The sequence below is a fragment of the Romboutsia sp. 1001713B170131_170501_G6 genome, assembly GCF_015668195.1.
GTDB lineage: Bacteria > Bacillota > Clostridia > Peptostreptococcales > Peptostreptococcaceae > Romboutsia_C.
Genome location: NZ_JADPFC010000002.1, coordinates 221,908 through 241,777 on the forward strand (window position 1 = coordinate 221,908; position 19,870 = coordinate 241,777).

The window sequence follows — 19,870 nt, forward strand, 5'->3', positions numbered from 1 at the left end:
TTTTATCACCTTAGATTGTTTTTAATACAGCTTCTAGTACCTGTTTTTTTGCATTTTCAACACTATCATATATAGTGCATCCTGCTGCTCTTACGTGTCCTCCACCATTAAAGCTTTGAGCTATAAGGCTTACATCTACGTAATTTTTAGATCTTAAGCTTACTTTTACTTCATTTTCTTTTTTCTCTTTAAGAAGTATTCCAACTTCTACTCCTTCTATATCTCTAGTGTAGGATGTTATTCCATCTACATCATTAAAGCTTATTGTATTATTTTTTAACATTTCTTTTGTTATACATATACTAGCAACTTTTCCACTTACTATATCTAAAGTATTTAAAGCTTCTCCTAATAACTTGTAATAGTTGTATGGATTACTTTGGAATACTTTTTGGATTATCATATCCCTTTTAGCACCTTTTATAAGTAGGTTCTTAGCCATTTCAAAACTACTTGGATGAGTGTTTGAATATGAGAAGTTTCCAGTATCTGTTGTAAGGCCTGTATATAAGGCTGTTGCTATTTTTTCGTCTATTAAGTCTATGTTTTGAGTTTCTTTATATCTTACTAATAAATTGTATACTAACTCACAAGTAGATGATGCATTTATATCTATGTAATTAAAATCTCCATAATTATCATTACTTGCATGATGATCTATACATACAACTTTATTAGCATTATTTATTATTTCTTCTTCTAAACATATTCTTTTTTTATCTCCGCAATCAAGTGCTATTAATGAATAGTTACTTTCATTAAATTCATTAGATTTAAGTATGTTTATGTGTTCAACTAAAAATTCTAGGTTTCTAGGTGCATTATCATCTAAAACATAGTAAACGCTTTTACCTAGCTTTTTTAAGCTATAATACATTCCTAGAGTTGAACCTATATTATCACCATCAGGACTAATGTGAGAAGTGACAACAAAATTGTCACTTCCATTTATATAATCTATTATATTGTCTAGATTATTCTTCATCAAACATTTCCTCATCTATTTCATTTGCAGTTTTTCCTTCGTTAACTTTCTTTATTAATGTATCCATATACATTCCATTTTTTATAGAATCGTCAACTTTAAATATTATTTGAGGAGTATGTCTTAATTTAACATTTCTACTTACTTCTCTTCTAATGTAGTTTACTGCACTTCTTAGCCCTGTTAATGTAGATTCTTCATCTCCTCCTAGTATACTTATGTATACGTATGCATAACTTAAGTCACTTGTAACTTCAACGTCAGTTACACTTACCATAGAGTTTATTCTAGGATCTTTTATTCCACTTATAAGCATTGTACTTATAACTTTTTTTATTTCTTCTGCTATTCTTTTTGTTCTGCTATATGATGCCATAAATATCGACCTCTTTTACTTCTATTTTAGAATAGCACATTAGAAATTATATTTGCAGTAAATATAATTTCTTTAATGTGCTTTGATTTTATCTATTAATTTATTAGCCATAATTATTTACAACACATTGCATAGTTTAAAAACTTAAAAGCTTTTGTAATGTATTATATGGCTTAATATATCTTTTTGTTATTATTGTCTATTTGTATAAAACTTATTATAAACTTTTTCTTTCTACTTCTTTAGTTATATAAGCTTCTACTATATCTCCGATTTTTACATCGTTGTAGTTAACAAAGCTTAATCCACATTCGTATCCGTGGTTAACTTCTTTAACGTCATCTTTGAATCTCTTAAGAGCTGCTAATTGTCCATCATGGATTACTATACCATCTCTTACTATTCTTACCTTAGAACCTCTAAATATCTTACCACTTGTTACATAACATCCTGCTATTGTTCCAACACCTGATAATTTGAATGTTTCTCTAACTTCAGCCTTACCAGTATCTTCATCTTTAAGTTCTGGATCAAGCATTCCAAGCATTGCAGCTTGAACATCTTCTATAGCTTTGTATATTATTGTGTAACATCTTATATCAACAGATTCTTTCTTAGCTATAGTTTCAGCAGTAGCTCCAGGTCTTACGTTAAATCCTATTATTATAGCATTAGATGCAGCAGCAAGCATAACATCTGACTCAGTTACAGCACCAACACCACCATGTATAACTCTAACTGCTACTTCTTCAGTAGATAATTTTTCAAGTGATTGCTTAACAGCTTGAACTGAACCTTGAACGTCAGCTTTAACAACTATGTTTAATTCTTTTACATCAGCATCATTCATGTGACTGAAGAAATCATCAAGAGACATTCTTTGGTTAGATTTTAACATTTCTTCTCTAGCCATTTGAGCTCTCTTTTCAGCTACACTTCTTGCTATCTTTTCAGTAGCTACAGCAACAAATTGATCTCCACCTTGTGGAACTTCTGATAAACCTAATATTTCTACAGCAGTAGATGGTCCAGCAGTTTTAACTCTTTTTCCTTTAGAGTTTATCATTGCTCTTACTTTACCACTTGCAGTACCACATACTATTGGATCTCCAACTTTAAGTGTTCCACCTTGAACAAGTACAGTAGCAACTGGTCCTCTTCCCTTATCAAGTTCTGCTTCTACAACAGTACCAACAGCTCTTTTATCAGGGTTAGCTTTGAACTCTTCAACTTCTGCAACTAATAATATCATTTCAAGTAAAGTGTCTATTCCTTCACCTTTAAGTGCTGAAACTGGAACTGCTATAACATCTCCACCCCAGTCTTCAACTAATAATCCTTGGTCAGCTAATTCTTGCTTAACTCTATCTGGGTTAGCTGCTGGTTTATCTATTTTGTTTATAGCTACTATTAATGGTACTTCAGCAGCTTTAGCATGGTTTATAGCTTCAACAGTTTGAGGCATTATACCGTCATCTGCTGCAACAACTAATATTGCTATATCAGTTACTTGTGCTCCTCTAGCTCTCATTGCTGTGAAGGCTTCATGTCCTGGAGTATCTAAGAATACTATCTTTTGTCCATTTACCATTACTTCAGAAGCACCTATATGTTGAGTTATTCCACCCGCTTCTCTTGAAGTTACGTTTGTTGATCTTATTGCATCAAGTAAAGATGTTTTACCGTGGTCAACGTGTCCCATAACTGTAACAACTGGAGGTCTAGGTTTTAAGTCTTCTTCTTTATCTTCTTCTATTTCCATTAAAGCATCTATTGCTTCAACTTCTTCTTCATCTGCTCCTCCAACTACTAATTCAAATCCGTAGTCCTTAGCAACAAGTGAAGCTATTTCAAAGTTTAATTCTTGGTTTATTGTAGCCATAGTTCCCATTTTCATAAGCTTCATTATTATTTCTGAAGCTGACTTATCAAGGGCATTAGCTAACTCTTGAACAGTTAATTTTCCTTCTATTTTTAATATATTTCCTTTAGCCGCTGCTATTTCTTCTTTTAATATGTCTATAACTAACTCTAATTCATCTTCTGCTATTTCAGAATTTTCGTTTTCTACATCTATATCTAATTCTTTTAACTTTTGTATCATTTCTTCATTTGATACTTTCAATTCTTCTGCGATTTGGTATACTCTTGTTGACACAAGACCACCCCCTATTATATTTTTTGTGTTTCCATCAACTCACTGATTTTGTCAGCAAAGTTTTTGTCCTTTATACCTATGACTGCTCTAGGTGCTTTTCCTATAGCTAGCCCTAGTTGTAGCTTTGTTGAAAAGTATACATACGGTATACTTCTATATGATGATTTATCTTTATATAACTTTTTAGTGTTATCAGATGCGTCATCTGCTACTATAACTAGATTTACCTTCCCTTTTTTAAGGTCAGCTAAAGTAGATTCTCCAGACACTATCTTCCCTGCTCTTGTGGCAAGGCCTAAAAATGAATATATTTTTGCTTCACTAGTCTTCATAACTTTCTAGCTCCTTAAGTAGATTGTCATATACATCAGATGGAACTTCCATTTTGAATGCTCTATTTAAAGCTTTACTTTTTATAGCTTTTTTTAGACATTCTACATCCTTACATATATATGCACCTCTACCGTTTGCCTTTCCTGTTGGGTCTAAAAATATTTGACCTTCCTTAGTCTTAACTATTCTTATTAGCCCTTTTTTTGCATCTCTTTCTTGACATGCTATACATTTTCTTTGAGGAACCTTTTTTTGTTTTTGCAAAGAGTACCCCTCCTTTATTACTCAGCGTCTGTGTTAGTTTCTTGAGGCTCTAACCCTGCTTGAGATTCACTTTTTATATCTATTTTCCAGTTAGTAAGCTTAGCTGCAAGTCTAGCATTTTGTCCTTCTTTACCTATTGCAAGTGATAATTGGTAATCAGGTACTACTACTAAAGCAGATTTTTCTTCTTCATTTATATCAACCTTAACAACCTTTGATGGGCTAAGTGCTGCACATATAAATTCAGCTGGATCATCACTGTATTTTATTATATCTATCTTTTCGTCACCTAATTCATCAACTATGTTTTTAACTCTTGAACCTTTTGGTCCTACACAAGCTCCGATTGGATCTATCTTTTCATCTATTGACTTAACTGCCATCTTAGTTCTAGAACCAGCTTCTCTTGATATAGATTTAACTTGAACTATACCTTCAAATATTTCTGGAACTTCAAACTCGAATAATCTCTTAACTAATCCTGGATGACTTCTTGATACTACTATTTGAGGTCCTTTATTAGTTTTCTTTACCTCTAATATGTATACCTTTATTTTTTGACCAGCTCTGTATGTTTCACCAGGTATTTGATCTTGTGGAGTCATTATTGCTTCTATTCTTCCAAGATTAACATGAACTATGTTTTTGTTTACTCTAGCTACTTCTCCTGTAACTATTTCATTTTCTTTATCCATAAATTCATTGTATACTATTTCTCTTTCTGCTTCTCTTATTCTTTGAACAACTACTTGCTTAGCAGTTTGAGCTGCTATTCTTCCAAAGTCCATAGGAGTTACTTCATTTTCTATTATATCTCCTAATTCGTAGTTTGGACTTATTTCTCTAGCGTCTGCTAATTCTATTTCTAAGAATGTATCGTATAAATCTGATTCATCAACTACTACTCTTTGAGAGAATACTTTAACGTCTCCTCTTTCTCTATCAAACTCAACTCTTACGTTTTGAGCAGAACCAAAGTTTTTCTTGTATGCTGTTAAAAGAGCTTGTTCTATAGTGTCTATAAGTATTTCTTTATCTATTCCTCTGTCTTTTTCTAACTCATCTAATGCTTCTATAAATTCGTGGTTCATTTTATTTTTACCCTAAGCTATCTTATTAAAACTTTATTGCAAGTCTTACAAGAGCTACTTCCTTTCTATTAAATTCAACTTCTTCATCATTTATTATAACTTTTATAGTATTTTCATCTGTTAATCCAACTAATGTACCTTCAAATTGCTTTGAGCCATTTAGTGGTTTGTATAATTTTATTTCAACGTCTCTTCCTGCATATCTAACGAAGTCTTTATCTTTTTTAAGTGGTCTATCAAGTCCTGGTGAAGATACTTCTAAGAAGTAGTTATCTTTTATAGGATCTTTAACATCTAAAACTTCGCTTAATTGTCTACTTACAGCTTCACAATCATTTAATGATATTCCGCCTTCTTTATCTAAGAATACTCTTAAGTAATACTCTCCAGCTTCTTTTACATATTCAACATCTACTATTTCAAAATTAAGTGGTTCAGTTATTTCTGATACTAATTCTTCTATAGTAGCTTCTATACTCTTTTTCATATTTTTCCCTCCTATTCAGTTGTCAGTTTATTTAAAACAAAAGAGTGAGAACTTCTGGTCTCACTCTTAGTGTTTGCAAAATGTATTATTTTATATACTATAATAACATATATAAGGTTTAATTGCAAATTTTTTGAAATTACTATGTTTCTAAGCCATTTTTATTAATAATTTAAATCCTAATTTTATATATTTTCTTTATACTTAGCTTTTGATATTATATGAGTCATAGTTCCCATTGGACAATAAACACACCAAGAACGAGGCTTATATAAAAGCATTGTAATTACACCTAATAATGTAGATGTAATCATCATACTATAAAATCCAAATGCAAACTGTAAAATCCAAGGACTTATCATACTTTCATTAGCCACTTTCCATGGCACTTTAAATGTCCAAAGTATTGTTATAACTTCTTTTAGACTATTAGTTTGGTTAAATACTAAGTATGTCATAAATAGCATATTTATAAACATTGTCATAAAGAATATTAAAAATCCATATCTAAACCACTTACTTTTTAAAAACTTAGGAATATTATTGTATTTTGATAATTTCATTTTATTTCCCATTAAATTTAATAGTTGACCTCTTCCACAGTAAGTATTGCAGTATGATTTGCCTTTTCCTAATATTGCCATAACTAATGGTATTGTAAAGCATAATAATCCAAGCCATGCAAATAATATATTAAATAATCCTAGGAATAAATATAGGGCACTTAGTATCCACATATACTCTTTCCAAGTTTTCTTTTGTTTTTTCATTATCTACATTCCTCCATGCTTTTTATTTCTATGACAGATGCAGGACATGCTTTAGCACATTTTCCACATCCTACACATTTTTCTAGGTTAATTTTTGCAAATACACCTTGTTCCATGTTTATAAGGTTTAGTGGACATTCTTTTATACAAGTTCCACAAGCTACACAGTAATTTGTATCTATAATTGCTTTTTTTCTTATTTTCATAATTATTCCCTCCTATATTTCTTATAGAAGTATTATATTATTTTTTACTTTTTAGTTCTGTGACTTTATCACATTAAAATAATTTATTTATAAAATAAAAAATGACCTATAATAGGTCATTAAAGAAAGTGTACTATAAAAGATTGTTTTAGCTATGTTATCAACTTTGTGATAAATATCAAATAAAAATAACTCTATCAATAGTTATTTCAATATATACTAAATATACTAAGATATAGTTATTAATTCGATACTAATCAATATTATATTATAAATAATAATTCTTCATTTTATATATAAATTTTTCATCATTAGAATAAATATCAACGCCTCTATCATCATATAAAAAGAATACATTTTTAGTTTTGTTGTCTATAATATATACTGCGCCATCTAAAACTGTATCTTCGCCTATATCAGAAAGAATTATTTTCCTAAAGAGTGATTTACTATCTATTTTGTTAGTAACCCAGATATATCGTGTTCCATTAATTTTTTCACCTTCATCGTTCCATTCAAAAGAATAAACAAAACAAGTTGGTGAATTTAAGCAATTTTCTATAAACTCCTTTTCTCCTTTATGATAAGTATTATATTTATCTTCAAATAAAACAGTCAAATCATTTGAAAAGTTACACTTATCCCATATATTTTGTGCTGATTTAGCACATAAATCCACATATTCTGGTCTAAAATTTAATTCTTTATTTTCACTGTAATCCATCTTGTAATATGGTGATTCATTTACTGCCAAATCAAACGAAATACAAATTTTAGTTTGATTAAGTTGTTTATTAATTAGGTTATTTACATATAAATCCACTAAATCTCCTCCTTTTTATCAAAATTCATATTCATATAGAATTATCATAATTATTATTTCATTGTATATAGATTTATTTTGTCGTATAAATCACTAGGCACTATGTACCATACACTAGTCTCTCCTATATCTCTTCTGGCCAAGCCTTTATCTTTGCTACATAAACCTAGTCTATTTCCTTCATTGTCTTTTATAAATAAGTCTGACTCTAAATCTATATCATTTTCTCCATTCCATCTAGCTATATGTATAGAATTAAGTTCTTCCATTAATTTGTGTTTTTCATATATATCATCTATTAATACACTTTTATTATTATTTATATTTTCTATAGTTATTTCTAAATCTTTATAATTTTCTTCACTAGAAGATATTTCATAATTTGTTAGGTAATATTCGTAGTCTATGTAACTCCATGAACCTTCACTTACTTTTTCCATAGGAATGTACATAATACCACTAGCATTAATTATCTCACTATTAGGATATAGTTTATCAGTTGAATAATTAGGTAAATTAACTATATATGCTTTTTTATTTTCTATATAACTTAAATCATTTTCATATTTTATAGTGTAAATATCTGCCTTATCATATTTTTTTAACTCTATATTATCTATGATTTCTAATAATTCTTCAGTTGTTGTGTTAAATTCATGCTCTAAAATCTGATCTTTGTTGTTTATTTTGCTTTGTTTTACAGAATAATCACCATTATATATGCCTATACTTACAAATTTATTTTTTTCTATATCTTCTATATACATATCTAGTAATTTTATTTTTTTGTTATTATCATATTTTACTTCAAAGTTTATTATTTTCGTTTCCCATGATAATCCTAATTCATTTTTTATTGTTTCATAATCTTCTTTTAATGTATCCATAGATATATTTTTTATATCAAATTTCATATCTCTATAATCTGCTACATCATATATGATATTGCTTAATATGGTTAAATATAGTATTGAAACTCCCAGGATTGTTGCTTTTTTCTTTATTATGCTATTTGGTCTTTCTTTATTTTTTAATAAAAACCAATATAATAAAAATCCTGCTGGTATTATTATTGGATACCAGTTAAATGCAAATTCTAATCTAAATGCTCCAAGTATAAAAAATCCTACTAATTTTAAAGCTAGATATTTTTCATTTTCTTCTTTTTTATAGTATATATGTATTAAATATGCTACTATAGCTCCCCCAAATATTAAGTTTATCATACCACTTTCTTCTGCAAACTCTATAAACTTGTATATATACTCCACATAACCCCTCCATAATCTTTGTCATATATATGATATATTAATTTTAATTATATATGGTAAAGATTTGATTACAAAATAATTTCTAATTTATTTACATAAGTTATACCCCGCGTCGTTTTTTCTTACCCCCACCTTTTTAGCTTTGGTTTGTTTATTTTCAATAACTTTACAACCCAAATATATTAAAAGTGCGCAAATAAACAAGCATTTTATGTTTATTCAACATGTGAATGCTCTTCAAATAGGATTTAAAAGATGGCTATGCCTTTTAATTGAGTATCTAGCAAATTCGTCTCTAATTATTTAGCTTGATTTAAATTTTTACAATTAATCAAGAAAAATAAAAAGAGCGATAGAATCAAATATATGTTAATAAATATAGCTACAAAAGAAACATATATTACTAGAAATACAATTAAAAATAGATTTATTGAACTAACTTAAAATAAGGAATTTTACTTCAAATTAATGAAACTATTTTACAATTGGAAAATAATTCAATATTATGTACAATATAATCAAAGTTCACAATTTCTATATAATGTGAACTATAACATTAAGTTATTTAGGGAGGGGTATGCATGAAAAAAATAGCAACAATACTATTATTAATAATGATGTCAATAATACTTGTTACTGGTTGCTCCAGCTCAAAAAATCCAAGCGGCTTATATCTAAGTAATTGTCCTGACAATATGAATGGAATGGGGAAAAAATACTTTGTAAACAATTTGAAAAAGGGAAATTATGAAGTTGAGTTTACTGCTAAGGAATATGAATATGGTATTCTAAAAAAAGAACATAAATTATATGAATCATCTATAGAACATAATGGCAAAAATAATATCTTAAAAATAGGAGTCATAGATGGGAATGAAATAGGTTCTTATTATCTTAAATCAATAATTAACGATACTGAATCTACAGGCTATAATTTGGATTTTTTAAAAGAAGGTTATAATACAGGAATAGCTCTATCTATCTTAAATAAAAACAAATCTTTTGATTTAGACAACGAAGTTGCCATAGCTTTATATAGTATCGGCGGAAAAAATAGGAACACTAGTAGTTTAAGTATTGATGAAGAATTTGAGATAAGCAATAATAATCTAAAAGATTTAGTAGTATATATAAAATTACATAAAACTAGCTAATAAAAAATAGCTGGATATATTTATACTACTAAATATCCAGCTATTTTCATGCTTATTTTATAACACAATTGTCTAATAGGGCCTAAATTTATTAAATACTATCTTTACATATTTTCACTATATTTGAAAGTCAAACCTTTATCTGTAGATATAAAATTGATTACTTTATCACTATCTCTAAGTTTTACAGGAAGCATTATAATATCATTTTCAAATTTAAGATTAAGAGGAGTTGCATAGTCACCTATATACTCATCAGGAAGTTTTATATCAAGTTTTTCCCAAGTACTACCTGAATCCTCAGTTCTATATACAGTTGGGTTGTTATCACTTTCATACCTAAATCCAACAAAACCTATATTCTCATCTAAAAATCCTACTCCTGTAATTATTCTTGGATAAACTTCATTTGTATTTCCAATTTCCTTATAAGTTTTACCACCATCATTCGTTATGTATATGTAACTATATTGCTTACCCATAGCAACATCAGTAGTTATGACACAATATCCTATGTCTTGACTACTAAATCCTATAAATAAATCTCCTTCTTGGTAAGCACCCTCTAACTTAACTTCATTCCAAGTTTTCCCCTTATCATCTGTAACAATAATTAATATATCCGAGTTAAAATTAGATATAAAGGCTGTTTTTTTATGGCTTATATAGTAAATATTTTCTTTTAATTTATTATTATCAAAATCAAAAATCGACATCAAATACTCATTAGGTATTGGTACACTCACCCAATTTTTCTTTTTATCATAACTTAATTGCAGACCATTTGAAGTCATTTGATAATATATTCCTAATATTTTTTTAGTTTCATTTGTATCTATTTCTTCTTTTATTTCACTTAATTCCTCTTTTTGTTTTTGTTTATTTGAGTAATTAACAACTTTTAAACTATTGCTATCTACCATATTGCCTTCATCAATCAAGGTGTAATTTCCATTATTATCTTTTTTGATTCTCATTTTATGATGTGATGATGTAAAATCTTTTTCATCATTTACATCTACCTCTACATCAAAGTAAACCATTGCCATAAACTCGTTTTTATCTCCTGCTACTATTACTGTTTCTTTGTTTGTGTAAACTGCTTTCATCCCTTTTTCTTCGTATGAGGCTTCACCTTTTTTTATATATTCATTAAAAAAATTATTTGTAACATCTATTAAGCTATCCATTTCTTGCTTTTTATATATTGTATATCCTACCCTAAATAAACACGCTATAATGATTATTGATATTATAATTATTATAAGTTTTATACTCTTTTTCATATTCCACCTACCTTAAATATTCACTTTTTTGTTTTATTAGATTTATAAATTGATTTTTTATTTCTTCACTTTCAAAGGAATTTAAAGGTAGTATTATTATAGGATTTATCTTTTGTATACAAATAACTAATACATTATCCTCTTCATAAATATTGTCAATAGCTTTTATATTGTATTCACAATATGATTTTTCACCTTTGTGTATAAAAATATCATTCTTTACTTCTATCAATTTAGGACCTATTGCACTATTTCTTATTTCTATTAGCTTATCAATTGACTTTTGTATGTTTTTCTTAGACATTATGTTCAGAAATATTGTTGTTATTATAGTTGTTGCTGCTAGAATTAATATTACAGCTACGTATAATGTGATTTCTATATTGTAAAAGCTAGACATTTCATTGATAAAGTAAAAAGTAATTCCTATTAGTATTAGCATAGTTGATGCAAGTGTGAATACATCTTTTCTTAAAGCATACTTTCTACTTTTTTCATACCCCTTAATATAATCTTCACGATTATTTGTATATTTTATTTCCACCATATTCCCCCTATTTTTATTAATTATTATAAAGAATTATAGTTGTTAAATATATCCCTTTTTATATCCCTAAATAATTATTTTATTTTAATATCTTTAAATTTGTTATTATATTTATAATATATTAATTTTAATTATATGTGGTTAAAATCTGATTACAAAACACGATTTAATTTATATGAAGGAGTTATACCCTACGTCGTTTTTTATTACCCCCACTTTTTAAATTTGGTTTGTTTATTTAAAATAAAAAAGCCCTTGTAATTTACAAGGGTTTATAGTTTTCTATTTAAATTGATATTTCTTTAAAATTATTATCTAAGTCTATATAAAAATTAGTAATAGTTAATTGTATATATGGCCCTAACCATAAATATCCTATACCTAAAGTAAGAATACATAAAAGTGCCCATCCTATAAAACTTAGGTTAATAACAAATAAATTCCATTTATTACCTTTCATCATTTTTATACTAAGTTTTATTGAATCAATTAAACCAAGTTCTTCTTTATCAACAAAGATATATGGTGTCATAGCTAAAGCTAGTTCAAGTATAACAATAGGTATAGATAATACTATTGCAAATATTAATACACCTACTATCATACCAGTAGATACACTTTCACTTAAAATTGAATATGCTATCATAGATGATGTAGCAAAAATAATTATAATACCTAATACAATTCCTATAACAAACATTAAAGTAAATAATCCTAATGATTTTAATACTGCTTTTTTAGATACTAATAAGTCATCAAACTTAGCTTTTCCATCATTTTCACTAAATCTTAAAAAGAAATTAGCAAATCCTACAATAAACCATATTTCTAACCCAAGTACAAATATTGTACTAATCAAATTTATACCCATTGAATCTGAAAATTCAGATACAAAAGAAAGAGCCATCACTGCTATGGTATATACTAACATGACTAATACTGGAGTTTTCCAATTTCCTTTCAATTGACTCTTAGAAAGTTTTTTCAATTCTACTCTAGTCAAAACCTCGCCTCCTTTAATTTTTAACTTATAATATATATATTCAAATATATTGCCAATAGTTCTAAGATTTACTAGTCTAAGTTTTAATTAATATAATAAAAAAATGACCTATAAATAGGTCATTCTAAACTTAATTATATCTATACATGAAAAGATATATTTTATGTAGTTTTAATTCGCTAATATTAAAATTAATAAAAGACTTACTAACCCAACTGTAGCAATAAAAGCAAGGACATTAAGTATATTAATAGTTTTATTTTTAAATATTTTAATGAATAGATAGAATATTCCAATACCTATGATTCCCCCTAATGTATTACCTATAAGGTCTGTTATATCAGTTGCACCCATAGCAAATACAAACTGTAAAACTTCGATTGTTAAACTAATGAAAAAAGATACTGCAATTTTTTTAATAAGGGACCATTTTTGATTTAACATACATGTGTAAATACCAACAGGCACAAATATAAGTATGTTATTAACAATTTCATTAATATATATTTTTCCATTAACAATAACAGAACCAGAGAAAGGAATTAGATTAATACTTCTATTACTATAAAGTTCATCAAATGAAAAACTCATCTTAAATAAAATGATCCATATTAATATTAAAAAATATATTGTAAACAAAATCATAGTTAAGTAACGTTGCTTTTTATCTCCCATATGACTTTCCCCCTTCAATTTATTAAATCATTTGATTATAGTATAATTCAAGGTTTAATAAGTTTCTACTAAAACAGATATTTTTTGAGCATATTATAAAGACTAAATATTGTAGAAGTTAGTTTTAATTAAAGGCTTTGTTTTAAATTGATGTTAAAAAAGATACAATAAAAATGTTATGCAACAAATGCAAAAGGGAGATGATAAATGATTCTACTGTTACATCATATATGGGCGCAGAAGTTACAATAATAAAAAAGCGTAAAGGAATGTTTAATAATTCTAAAGATAATGTAAAAGCTTGTGTATGTCCCAATTGTGGAAGTGTAGAATTTTACATTGAAAAGTATGATGATTTTATTGATTAATTTTAATATAATGCGAACAAAAATAGGAACATATCGATATGCCCTTATTTTTTGTTGCTAAAATAGTTCATAAAATCAACATTATATTAAAGCATAGCCTAATTAAATAATAAAAGCATCTCATTTCTAAGATGTTTTTATTACTTTATATATTTTTATTATAATTAATTAAAATAAAAAAAGACACACAATGTGTCTTTTTCCGAACATATATATATATTATAATATAGTTACATTCTCCGCTTGAGGACCTCTAGCACCTTTAACTATATTAAAGTTTACTTGTTGACCTTCTTCTAATGATTTAAACCCATCAGTTTGGATAGCTGTAAAATGTACGAATACATCATCTCCACCTTCTACTGATATGAAACCAAATCCTTTTTCATTGTTAAACCATTTTACTATTCCATTTATCATTAAAAAATACTCCTGTGAACCTATTTCTAGGCCTCTCTTAATTTATTTGTGTATCGATTTTGTATCGCTACTAATATTAGTATAGCACAGGTTATTAATAATAGATAGCTTTTATTTTAATTTCTTTTAAATACTTTATATTTCACTTAAATTGACATTGTCTCAATATGCTATTAGTCAATGTAATTCAAAACTTATATATTTTATGAATATATTGATATTGCTTTGATTTACAGGTTATTAACAGATTTTAAAGTGTTATAATTTCCTTATAATAAAAAAATAAAAAGGAGCTTAAATTAAGCTCCTTTTATTTTTAATCTATATGTTTAGCATTATATTCTTTTTCTATTTCTTTATAGAAGTTAGCCATAGTTAAAGTAAAGTATGGTGATAACCATAAAAATCCTATTCCTAAAGTTAATATACTTAATATTGCCCATCCTATAAAGCTTAGCCATATAATAAATAATCTCCATTTATGACCTTTCATCATTTTTATACTAAGAGATATTGATTTAAATACTCCTACTTCTTCTTTATCTGCAAGTATAAATGGTACCATAGAAATTGCTAATTGAATTACTATTGATATTAACCATAATATAATGCCTGCAATTACCATTGGCGCTATAGCTTCAAATAAATCATTTGCATTTAATATACTTATTGTAAGACCACCTACAAAAGTAACCATTAATATCATATATACTATTATTAATATTATTCCTACTAATACAGAAAATCCTAAAGATTTAAAGAAAGTTTTCTTTGATACTGATAAATCGCTAAAATCAACACTTTCATTTTCTCTAAGATTTAAAAATAATCTTGGGTACGCTACAAAAAACCATGATTCTATAACTAAAGCAAATATTATTCCAATTAATGATACTAATGAAGACTCACTATTATTTAGATATGATACTAAAAACATTACTATTGAATAAGCTAACATAGCTAATACTGGTACTTTCCAGTTACCCTTTAATTGACTTTTAGAGAGTTCTTTTAACTCTTTTCTGTTCATAAAAATTCCTCCAATGATTATTACTTAATGTCTATGAGTTTAATATACCCTATAATTTTCCATATAAAACATATATTGTTAAAAAACAGATTATTTGGATTGATAATACCTTTTTAATTATAAATTATAAATAAGTTTTTAAGCAAAAAAGCTTAGGTTATACCTAAGCTTTAATATATTTTTTAATATTTTATCTAAAATAATGATAATTGGTTTTCGTCACTCATATTATTAAGTGAACCATGATTACTTAATGTTTCTATAACAGTTTTTGAAATCTTAGTTCTCTTTCTTAAGTCTTCTTTAGAAATAAATTCTCCATTGTCTCTTTCTTTTTGTATATTTATAGCTGCATTTTCTCCGACCCCCTGTAGGGCTATCATTGGAGGAAGTAGCATCTTTTCTCCTGCAACTTGGAATTTACTTGCATCTGATTTATATATATCAACTGGAAGTATTTTTATACCTCTTGCATACATTTCAAGTGCAACTTCAAGTACTGTAAGCATATTTTTTTCTTTAGTTGTTGCGTCATTTCCTAAACTTTCTATTTCATTTATTCTAGCTTTAATTGCAGGTAGTCCCTTAACTATTAAATCAGCATCAAAGTCTTCTGCTTTTGTTGTAAAGTAAGTTGCATAGAAAGCTTCTGGATAATGAACCTTACAATATGCTAGTCTAAATGACATCATAACATATGCTACAGCATGTGCCTTAGGGAACATGTACTTTATTTGTTTACATGACCATATATACCACTCTGGTACGTTATTAGCTTCCATTAACTCAACATGTTCAGGCTTTAGTCCTCTACCTTTTCTAACATTTTCCATTATTGTGAATGCCATTTTTGGCGGAAGTCCTTTAAATATAAGGTAGTTCATTATATCGTCACGTGTTGATATAACATCTTTAAGTCCAACTATTTCCTTTTGAACAAGTTCTTGTGCATTATTTAGCCAAACGTCAGTACCATGAGAAAGTCCTGATATACGTACTAGTTCTGCAAATGTTGTTGGTTTTGTATCAAGTAACATTTGTCTAACAAACTTTGTACCAAACTCAGGTATTGCAAGTGAACCTATTGGACAATTAATTTCCTCTGGTGTTACTCCTAGTGCATCTGTTGAAGTAAATAGTGACATTGTTTCTTTATCATCTAGAGGTATTTCTGTTGCATCTATTCCTGTTATATCTTCTAACATTCTTATTATGGTCGGAACGTCGTGCCCAAGTATATCTAGCTTTAGTATTCTACCACTTATAGAGTGGTAGTCAAAGTGAGTAGTTATTACTCCACAACTTGTATCATTAGCAGGGTATTGTATTGGAGTAAAATCATATACATCTTTATAGTGAGGTACAACCATAACTCCACCTGGATGCTGTCCTGATGTTCTTTTTACTCCTGTACATCCATTTGATAATCTTACTACCTCTGCTGTTGGTACTTGTATATTGTTTTCTTCTACATATTTTCTAGCATATCCAAAGGCTGTTTTTTCAGCTACTGTACCTATTGTACCTGCTCTATAAACATATCCTTCACCGAATAGTTCTTCTGTGTATTTGTGTATTACTGGCTGATATTCACCAGAGAAGTTAAGGTCTATATCTGGTTCTTTATCTCCTTCAAATCCAAGGAAAACTTCAAATGGTATATCATGTCCATCTTTTTTAAGCTTTCTTCCACACTTTGGACAATCCTTATCTGGTAAATCTACTCCAGAACCCCATTCACCGATTTCATAAAAATATGAGTATTTACAATCTTCATTTTCACATATATAGTGAGCTGGAAGTGGATTAACCTCTGTTATATCACTCATTGTCGCTGCTACTGATGAACCAACTGAACCTCTTGAACCAACTAAGTATCCATCCCTTAATGACTTTGTAACTAGCTTTTGGGCGATAATATACATTACGGCATATCCATTTTTTATTATAGAGTTTAGCTCTCTATCAAGTCTATTTTGAACAACTTCTGGAAGAGGATCTCCATATATTCTTTTTGCTTTGTTGTAGCACATTTCTCTAAGCTCTACATCTGACCCCTCTATTTCTGGAGGATATGTTCCATCTGGTATTGGTAGTATATTTTCTACCATATCAGCTATTTTATTAGTATTAGTAACTACAACTTCATAAGCTAACTCTTCTCCTAAATAACTAAACTCTCTTAGCATTTCATCTGTTGTTCTAAAGTGAAGGTATGTTTCTTCTTCATCTACTTTAAATCCTTGAGAGTATTTAAGTATTGTTCTAAGAACAGCTTCGTGTTCATCTAAAAAGTGAACATCTCCTGTAGCCACTGGTATTTTTCCAAATTTATGTGCTACCTCTACCATTTTTCTATTTAAATCTCTTAGTTCTTCTTCATCTTCTACTTCACCTTTGTGAATCATAAATTTATTATTATCTATTGGCATTATTTCTATATAGTCATATAGTTCTATGATTTTTGCCATTTCTTCATCATCAACATTTTTCTTTACTGCTTGATACACTTGTCCATTTTCACAAGCAGAACCTACTATAATTCCTTCTCTGTGTTCTTGTAGGAAACTCTTTAGTATTCTTGGAGCTCTGTAAAAATGATTAACATGGGCATCTGATACTATTTTGTATAGATTTTTAAGCCCTGTGCAGTCTTTTGCAAGTAAAGTTATATGATTCGTTCCTAGTTTTGTATAATCAACTTTACCTAAAACTTCATTTACTTCTTTTAATGTATTTGCACCTTTTTTTACTAGCATATCTAAAAACTTTTGAAAAATCATAGCAGTAGCTCTTGCATCATCTACAGCTCTATGGTGATTTAAAAGTGGAACACCTAGTGCTTTTGCCACTACATTTAATCTATGTCTTTTTAAATCTGGAAGTAATATTCTAGCTAGTGTAAGTGTATCTATACTTTTATTATTAAATTCTATATTTTGTTGTCTACATTTTTCCCTTATAAATCCAATATCAAATTCTGCATTGTGAGCAACTAATACACTATCTCCTATAAATTCCATAAACTTAGGTAGTATTTCTTCTATTGTTGGTTTATCTTTTACCATATCGTTAGTTATACCTGTTAGTTCTTGAATTTTATATGATATATCTTTTTGTGGGTTTATAAGTTCACTAAAATTATCTACTATTTCAAAGTTTTCTATTTTAACTGCACCTATTTCAGTTATTTTATCGTTAGTATTAGAAAATCCTGTTGTTTCTATATCAAATACTACAAAGCTTTGTGATAGTTCTTTGTCATTAGCATCTTCTATTATATCTTTTGAATCTTCTACTAAGTATCCTTCAACACCATATAATACTTTTATATTATTAGCCTTAGCTGCACCCATAGCCTCTGGGAAAGCTTGAACCACTCCATGGTCAGTTATTGCTATTGCTTTGTGTCCCCATTTTGCTGCTCTTTCTATAAGCTTTTTAGTGGAACAAAGTGCATCCATTGATGACATTTGAGTATGTGCATGAAGTTCTACTCTTTTATTTTCTGATAAATCTTTTTTCTCTTCTTTTTCTTCTTTTCTTATACCACTTATAGTCATTGTAAGTTCTCTTTGGTAAGTGTCATACATAACATCACCTTTTATTTTTACATGGGAACCTTTTTTAACATTATCAATGACTTTATCTTTGTTAGTATCATTTAAGAATAATTTACAGCTTACAGAACTTGTATAGTCTGTTATTGATGCTATAAATAATATTTTACCATTTCTAAGTTCTTTGATTTCTATATCAAATATATCACCAACTACTGCTACTGTACCTGACTCTTGGTTAAGGGAGTCTATTTTTTCTACCATAGCATGTACATTTTCACCATATATTAGATGTTCATCAAATTCAGGTCTTATAACATAAGCTTCTTCTTCATCTTCTTTAGGTTCATTAGTTGCTTGTATTTCTAAATCTTTAATCTTATCTTCTATTATTTTATCGCTTTTTCTTAATATTCTTTCAATGTTTACATCTTCATCTATAGCCCTTTCCATGACTATATTAATATCCATTCCTAACTCTTCACTTAATACACTTTTTAATACATATACTACATTTTGCTTTATAAGTCTTTCGTAGAATATTCCTTTTGGAATTTTTATTTTTAATAAATCATCTATACACATATACTCAACTTGCCTATACCATCCTGCTATAGATGGGCAAAGTCTTTTTAATATATATATAATGTTTATCCAATACATTTTTATAATATCTTTATTAGCTTTTCTATCAAAACCTGTATATCTTATTTTTATTTTTATATCTTTAAAGTAGTCTAATTTATTATGCAAATCTTCCTTTAGCATATCAAGTACTTCATAGGATATTATAGACTTTGAGGTTAAATAAAAATATACTATTTTGTCTTCTTTAAAGTAAGTTACTTTATTTATATAAACATCTTTTAATTGTTTTTTTAATATATTATTGTTTATTTCTAGTTTATCTAAGTATTCACTAACAGTTTCCATAGAATCCTCCCTTCAAAACTTAGTAATATATTATATCACAGTTTTTAAGTTTTAGAGTTATCTATATTTATACCCATATATATTATTTTAATTTGGATTAGCTACAAATTGAGTTTCTTTTAATATTATA

General features: G+C 27.9%; 20 protein-coding genes and 1 pseudogene. 3 read left to right on the forward strand and 18 right to left on the reverse strand.

What is annotated here, in order from left to right:
• Positions 1–10: 10 nt before the first annotated feature.
• From I4U89_RS06790 to I4U89_RS06840, 11 genes are all read right to left on the reverse strand, one after another.
• Complete coding sequence (locus I4U89_RS06790; RefSeq protein WP_195939647.1) at positions 11–985, reverse strand: DHH family phosphoesterase; 975 nt, start codon at positions 983–985, stop codon at positions 11–13.
• Positions 975–1,361: a 30S ribosome-binding factor RbfA gene (gene rbfA, locus I4U89_RS06795; protein ID WP_092924764.1), complete on the reverse strand. Its 387-nt coding sequence runs from the start codon at positions 1,359–1,361 to the stop codon at positions 975–977. Before rbfA ends, I4U89_RS06790 begins: the two co-directional genes overlap by 11 nt.
• Before the next feature lie 217 nt (positions 1,362–1,578).
• Complete coding sequence (infB, locus tag I4U89_RS06800; RefSeq protein WP_166505774.1) at positions 1,579–3,519, reverse strand: translation initiation factor IF-2; 1,941 nt, start codon at positions 3,517–3,519, stop codon at positions 1,579–1,581.
• Positions 3,520–3,533: 14 nt separating this feature from the next.
• Positions 3,534–3,851 (reverse strand): L7Ae/L30e/S12e/Gadd45 family ribosomal protein, encoded by a 318-nt coding sequence (locus I4U89_RS06805; RefSeq protein ID WP_195928725.1) that lies wholly within the window; start codon positions 3,849–3,851, stop codon positions 3,534–3,536.
• Positions 3,841–4,116: an RNase P modulator RnpM gene (rnpM, locus tag I4U89_RS06810; RefSeq protein WP_092924758.1), complete on the reverse strand. Its 276-nt coding sequence runs from the start codon at positions 4,114–4,116 to the stop codon at positions 3,841–3,843. Before rnpM ends, I4U89_RS06805 begins: the two co-directional genes overlap by 11 nt.
• A gap of 17 nt (positions 4,117–4,133) precedes the next feature.
• On the reverse strand, positions 4,134–5,207 hold the full coding sequence (nusA, locus tag I4U89_RS06815) for a transcription termination factor NusA (RefSeq protein ID WP_166505776.1): 1,074 nt from the start codon (positions 5,205–5,207) through the stop codon (positions 4,134–4,136).
• Positions 5,208–5,232: 25 nt separating this feature from the next.
• Positions 5,233–5,694, reverse strand: a complete 462-nt coding sequence (gene rimP, locus I4U89_RS06820) for a ribosome maturation factor RimP (RefSeq protein ID WP_166505777.1) — start codon at positions 5,692–5,694, stop codon at positions 5,233–5,235.
• Between the two features lie 185 nt (positions 5,695–5,879).
• Positions 5,880–6,464 carry a 4Fe-4S binding protein gene (locus tag I4U89_RS06825; protein ID WP_195939648.1) on the reverse strand — a complete coding sequence of 195 codons (585 nt, stop codon included), beginning with the start codon at positions 6,462–6,464 and terminating at the stop codon, positions 5,880–5,882.
• Positions 6,464–6,670: a 4Fe-4S binding protein gene (locus I4U89_RS06830; RefSeq protein WP_195939649.1), complete on the reverse strand. Its 207-nt coding sequence runs from the start codon at positions 6,668–6,670 to the stop codon at positions 6,464–6,466. Before I4U89_RS06830 ends, I4U89_RS06825 begins: the two co-directional genes overlap by 1 nt.
• Positions 6,671–6,938: 268 nt before the next feature.
• A complete protein-coding gene (locus I4U89_RS06835; protein ID WP_195939650.1) occupies positions 6,939–7,493 on the reverse strand; it encodes a DUF3885 domain-containing protein in 555 nt (184 codons plus the stop codon).
• 53 nt (positions 7,494–7,546) lie between these two features.
• A complete protein-coding gene (locus I4U89_RS06840) occupies positions 7,547–8,764 on the reverse strand; it encodes a hypothetical protein (RefSeq protein WP_195939651.1) in 1,218 nt (405 codons plus the stop codon).
• Positions 8,765–8,981: 217 nt separating this feature from the next.
• Here I4U89_RS06840 and I4U89_RS06845 point away from each other — a divergent pair.
• Positions 8,982–9,208 (forward strand): annotated as a pseudogene (locus I4U89_RS06845) (IS1595 family transposase); the annotation flags it as partial.
• Between the two features lie 137 nt (positions 9,209–9,345).
• Positions 9,346–9,918, forward strand: a complete 573-nt coding sequence (locus I4U89_RS06850; RefSeq protein ID WP_195939652.1) for a hypothetical protein — start codon at positions 9,346–9,348, stop codon at positions 9,916–9,918.
• A gap of 104 nt (positions 9,919–10,022) precedes the next feature.
• Here I4U89_RS06850 and I4U89_RS06855 read toward each other — a convergent pair whose 3' ends face one another.
• From I4U89_RS06855 to I4U89_RS06870, 4 genes are all read right to left on the reverse strand, one after another.
• Positions 10,023–11,204, reverse strand: coding sequence for a WD40/YVTN/BNR-like repeat-containing protein (locus I4U89_RS06855; protein WP_195939653.1), 1,182 nt, complete (start codon positions 11,202–11,204; stop codon positions 10,023–10,025).
• 7 nt (positions 11,205–11,211) lie between these two features.
• Positions 11,212–11,748, reverse strand: a complete 537-nt coding sequence (locus I4U89_RS06860; RefSeq protein ID WP_195939654.1) for a hypothetical protein — start codon at positions 11,746–11,748, stop codon at positions 11,212–11,214.
• Positions 11,749–12,037: 289 nt separating this feature from the next.
• Complete coding sequence (locus I4U89_RS06865) at positions 12,038–12,754, reverse strand: DUF975 family protein (RefSeq protein WP_195939655.1); 717 nt, start codon at positions 12,752–12,754, stop codon at positions 12,038–12,040.
• Positions 12,755–12,925: 171 nt separating this feature from the next.
• The gene (locus I4U89_RS06870) at positions 12,926–13,429 is read right to left on the reverse strand and encodes a VanZ family protein (RefSeq protein ID WP_195939656.1); all 504 of its coding nucleotides are present in this window, start codon (positions 13,427–13,429) and stop codon (positions 12,926–12,928) included.
• 200 nt (positions 13,430–13,629) lie between these two features.
• Here I4U89_RS06870 and I4U89_RS06875 point away from each other — a divergent pair, with 200 nt between their 5' ends.
• Positions 13,630–13,797 carry a hypothetical protein gene (locus I4U89_RS06875; RefSeq protein WP_195939657.1) on the forward strand — a complete coding sequence of 56 codons (168 nt, stop codon included), beginning with the start codon at positions 13,630–13,632 and terminating at the stop codon, positions 13,795–13,797.
• A gap of 219 nt (positions 13,798–14,016) precedes the next feature.
• On the opposite strand, the gene I4U89_RS06880 is transcribed toward I4U89_RS06875, so the two are convergent.
• From I4U89_RS06880 to I4U89_RS06890, 3 genes are all read right to left on the reverse strand, one after another.
• Positions 14,017–14,217, reverse strand: coding sequence for a cold-shock protein (locus tag I4U89_RS06880; RefSeq protein ID WP_195939658.1), 201 nt, complete (start codon positions 14,215–14,217; stop codon positions 14,017–14,019).
• A gap of 316 nt (positions 14,218–14,533) precedes the next feature.
• Positions 14,534–15,247 (reverse strand): DUF975 family protein, encoded by a 714-nt coding sequence (locus I4U89_RS06885; protein WP_195939659.1) that lies wholly within the window; start codon positions 15,245–15,247, stop codon positions 14,534–14,536.
• A 194-nt stretch (positions 15,248–15,441) separates the two neighbouring features.
• Positions 15,442–19,740 carry a PolC-type DNA polymerase III gene (locus I4U89_RS06890; RefSeq protein ID WP_195939660.1) on the reverse strand — a complete coding sequence of 1,433 codons (4,299 nt, stop codon included), beginning with the start codon at positions 19,738–19,740 and terminating at the stop codon, positions 15,442–15,444.
• Positions 19,741–19,870 lie beyond the last annotated feature (130 nt).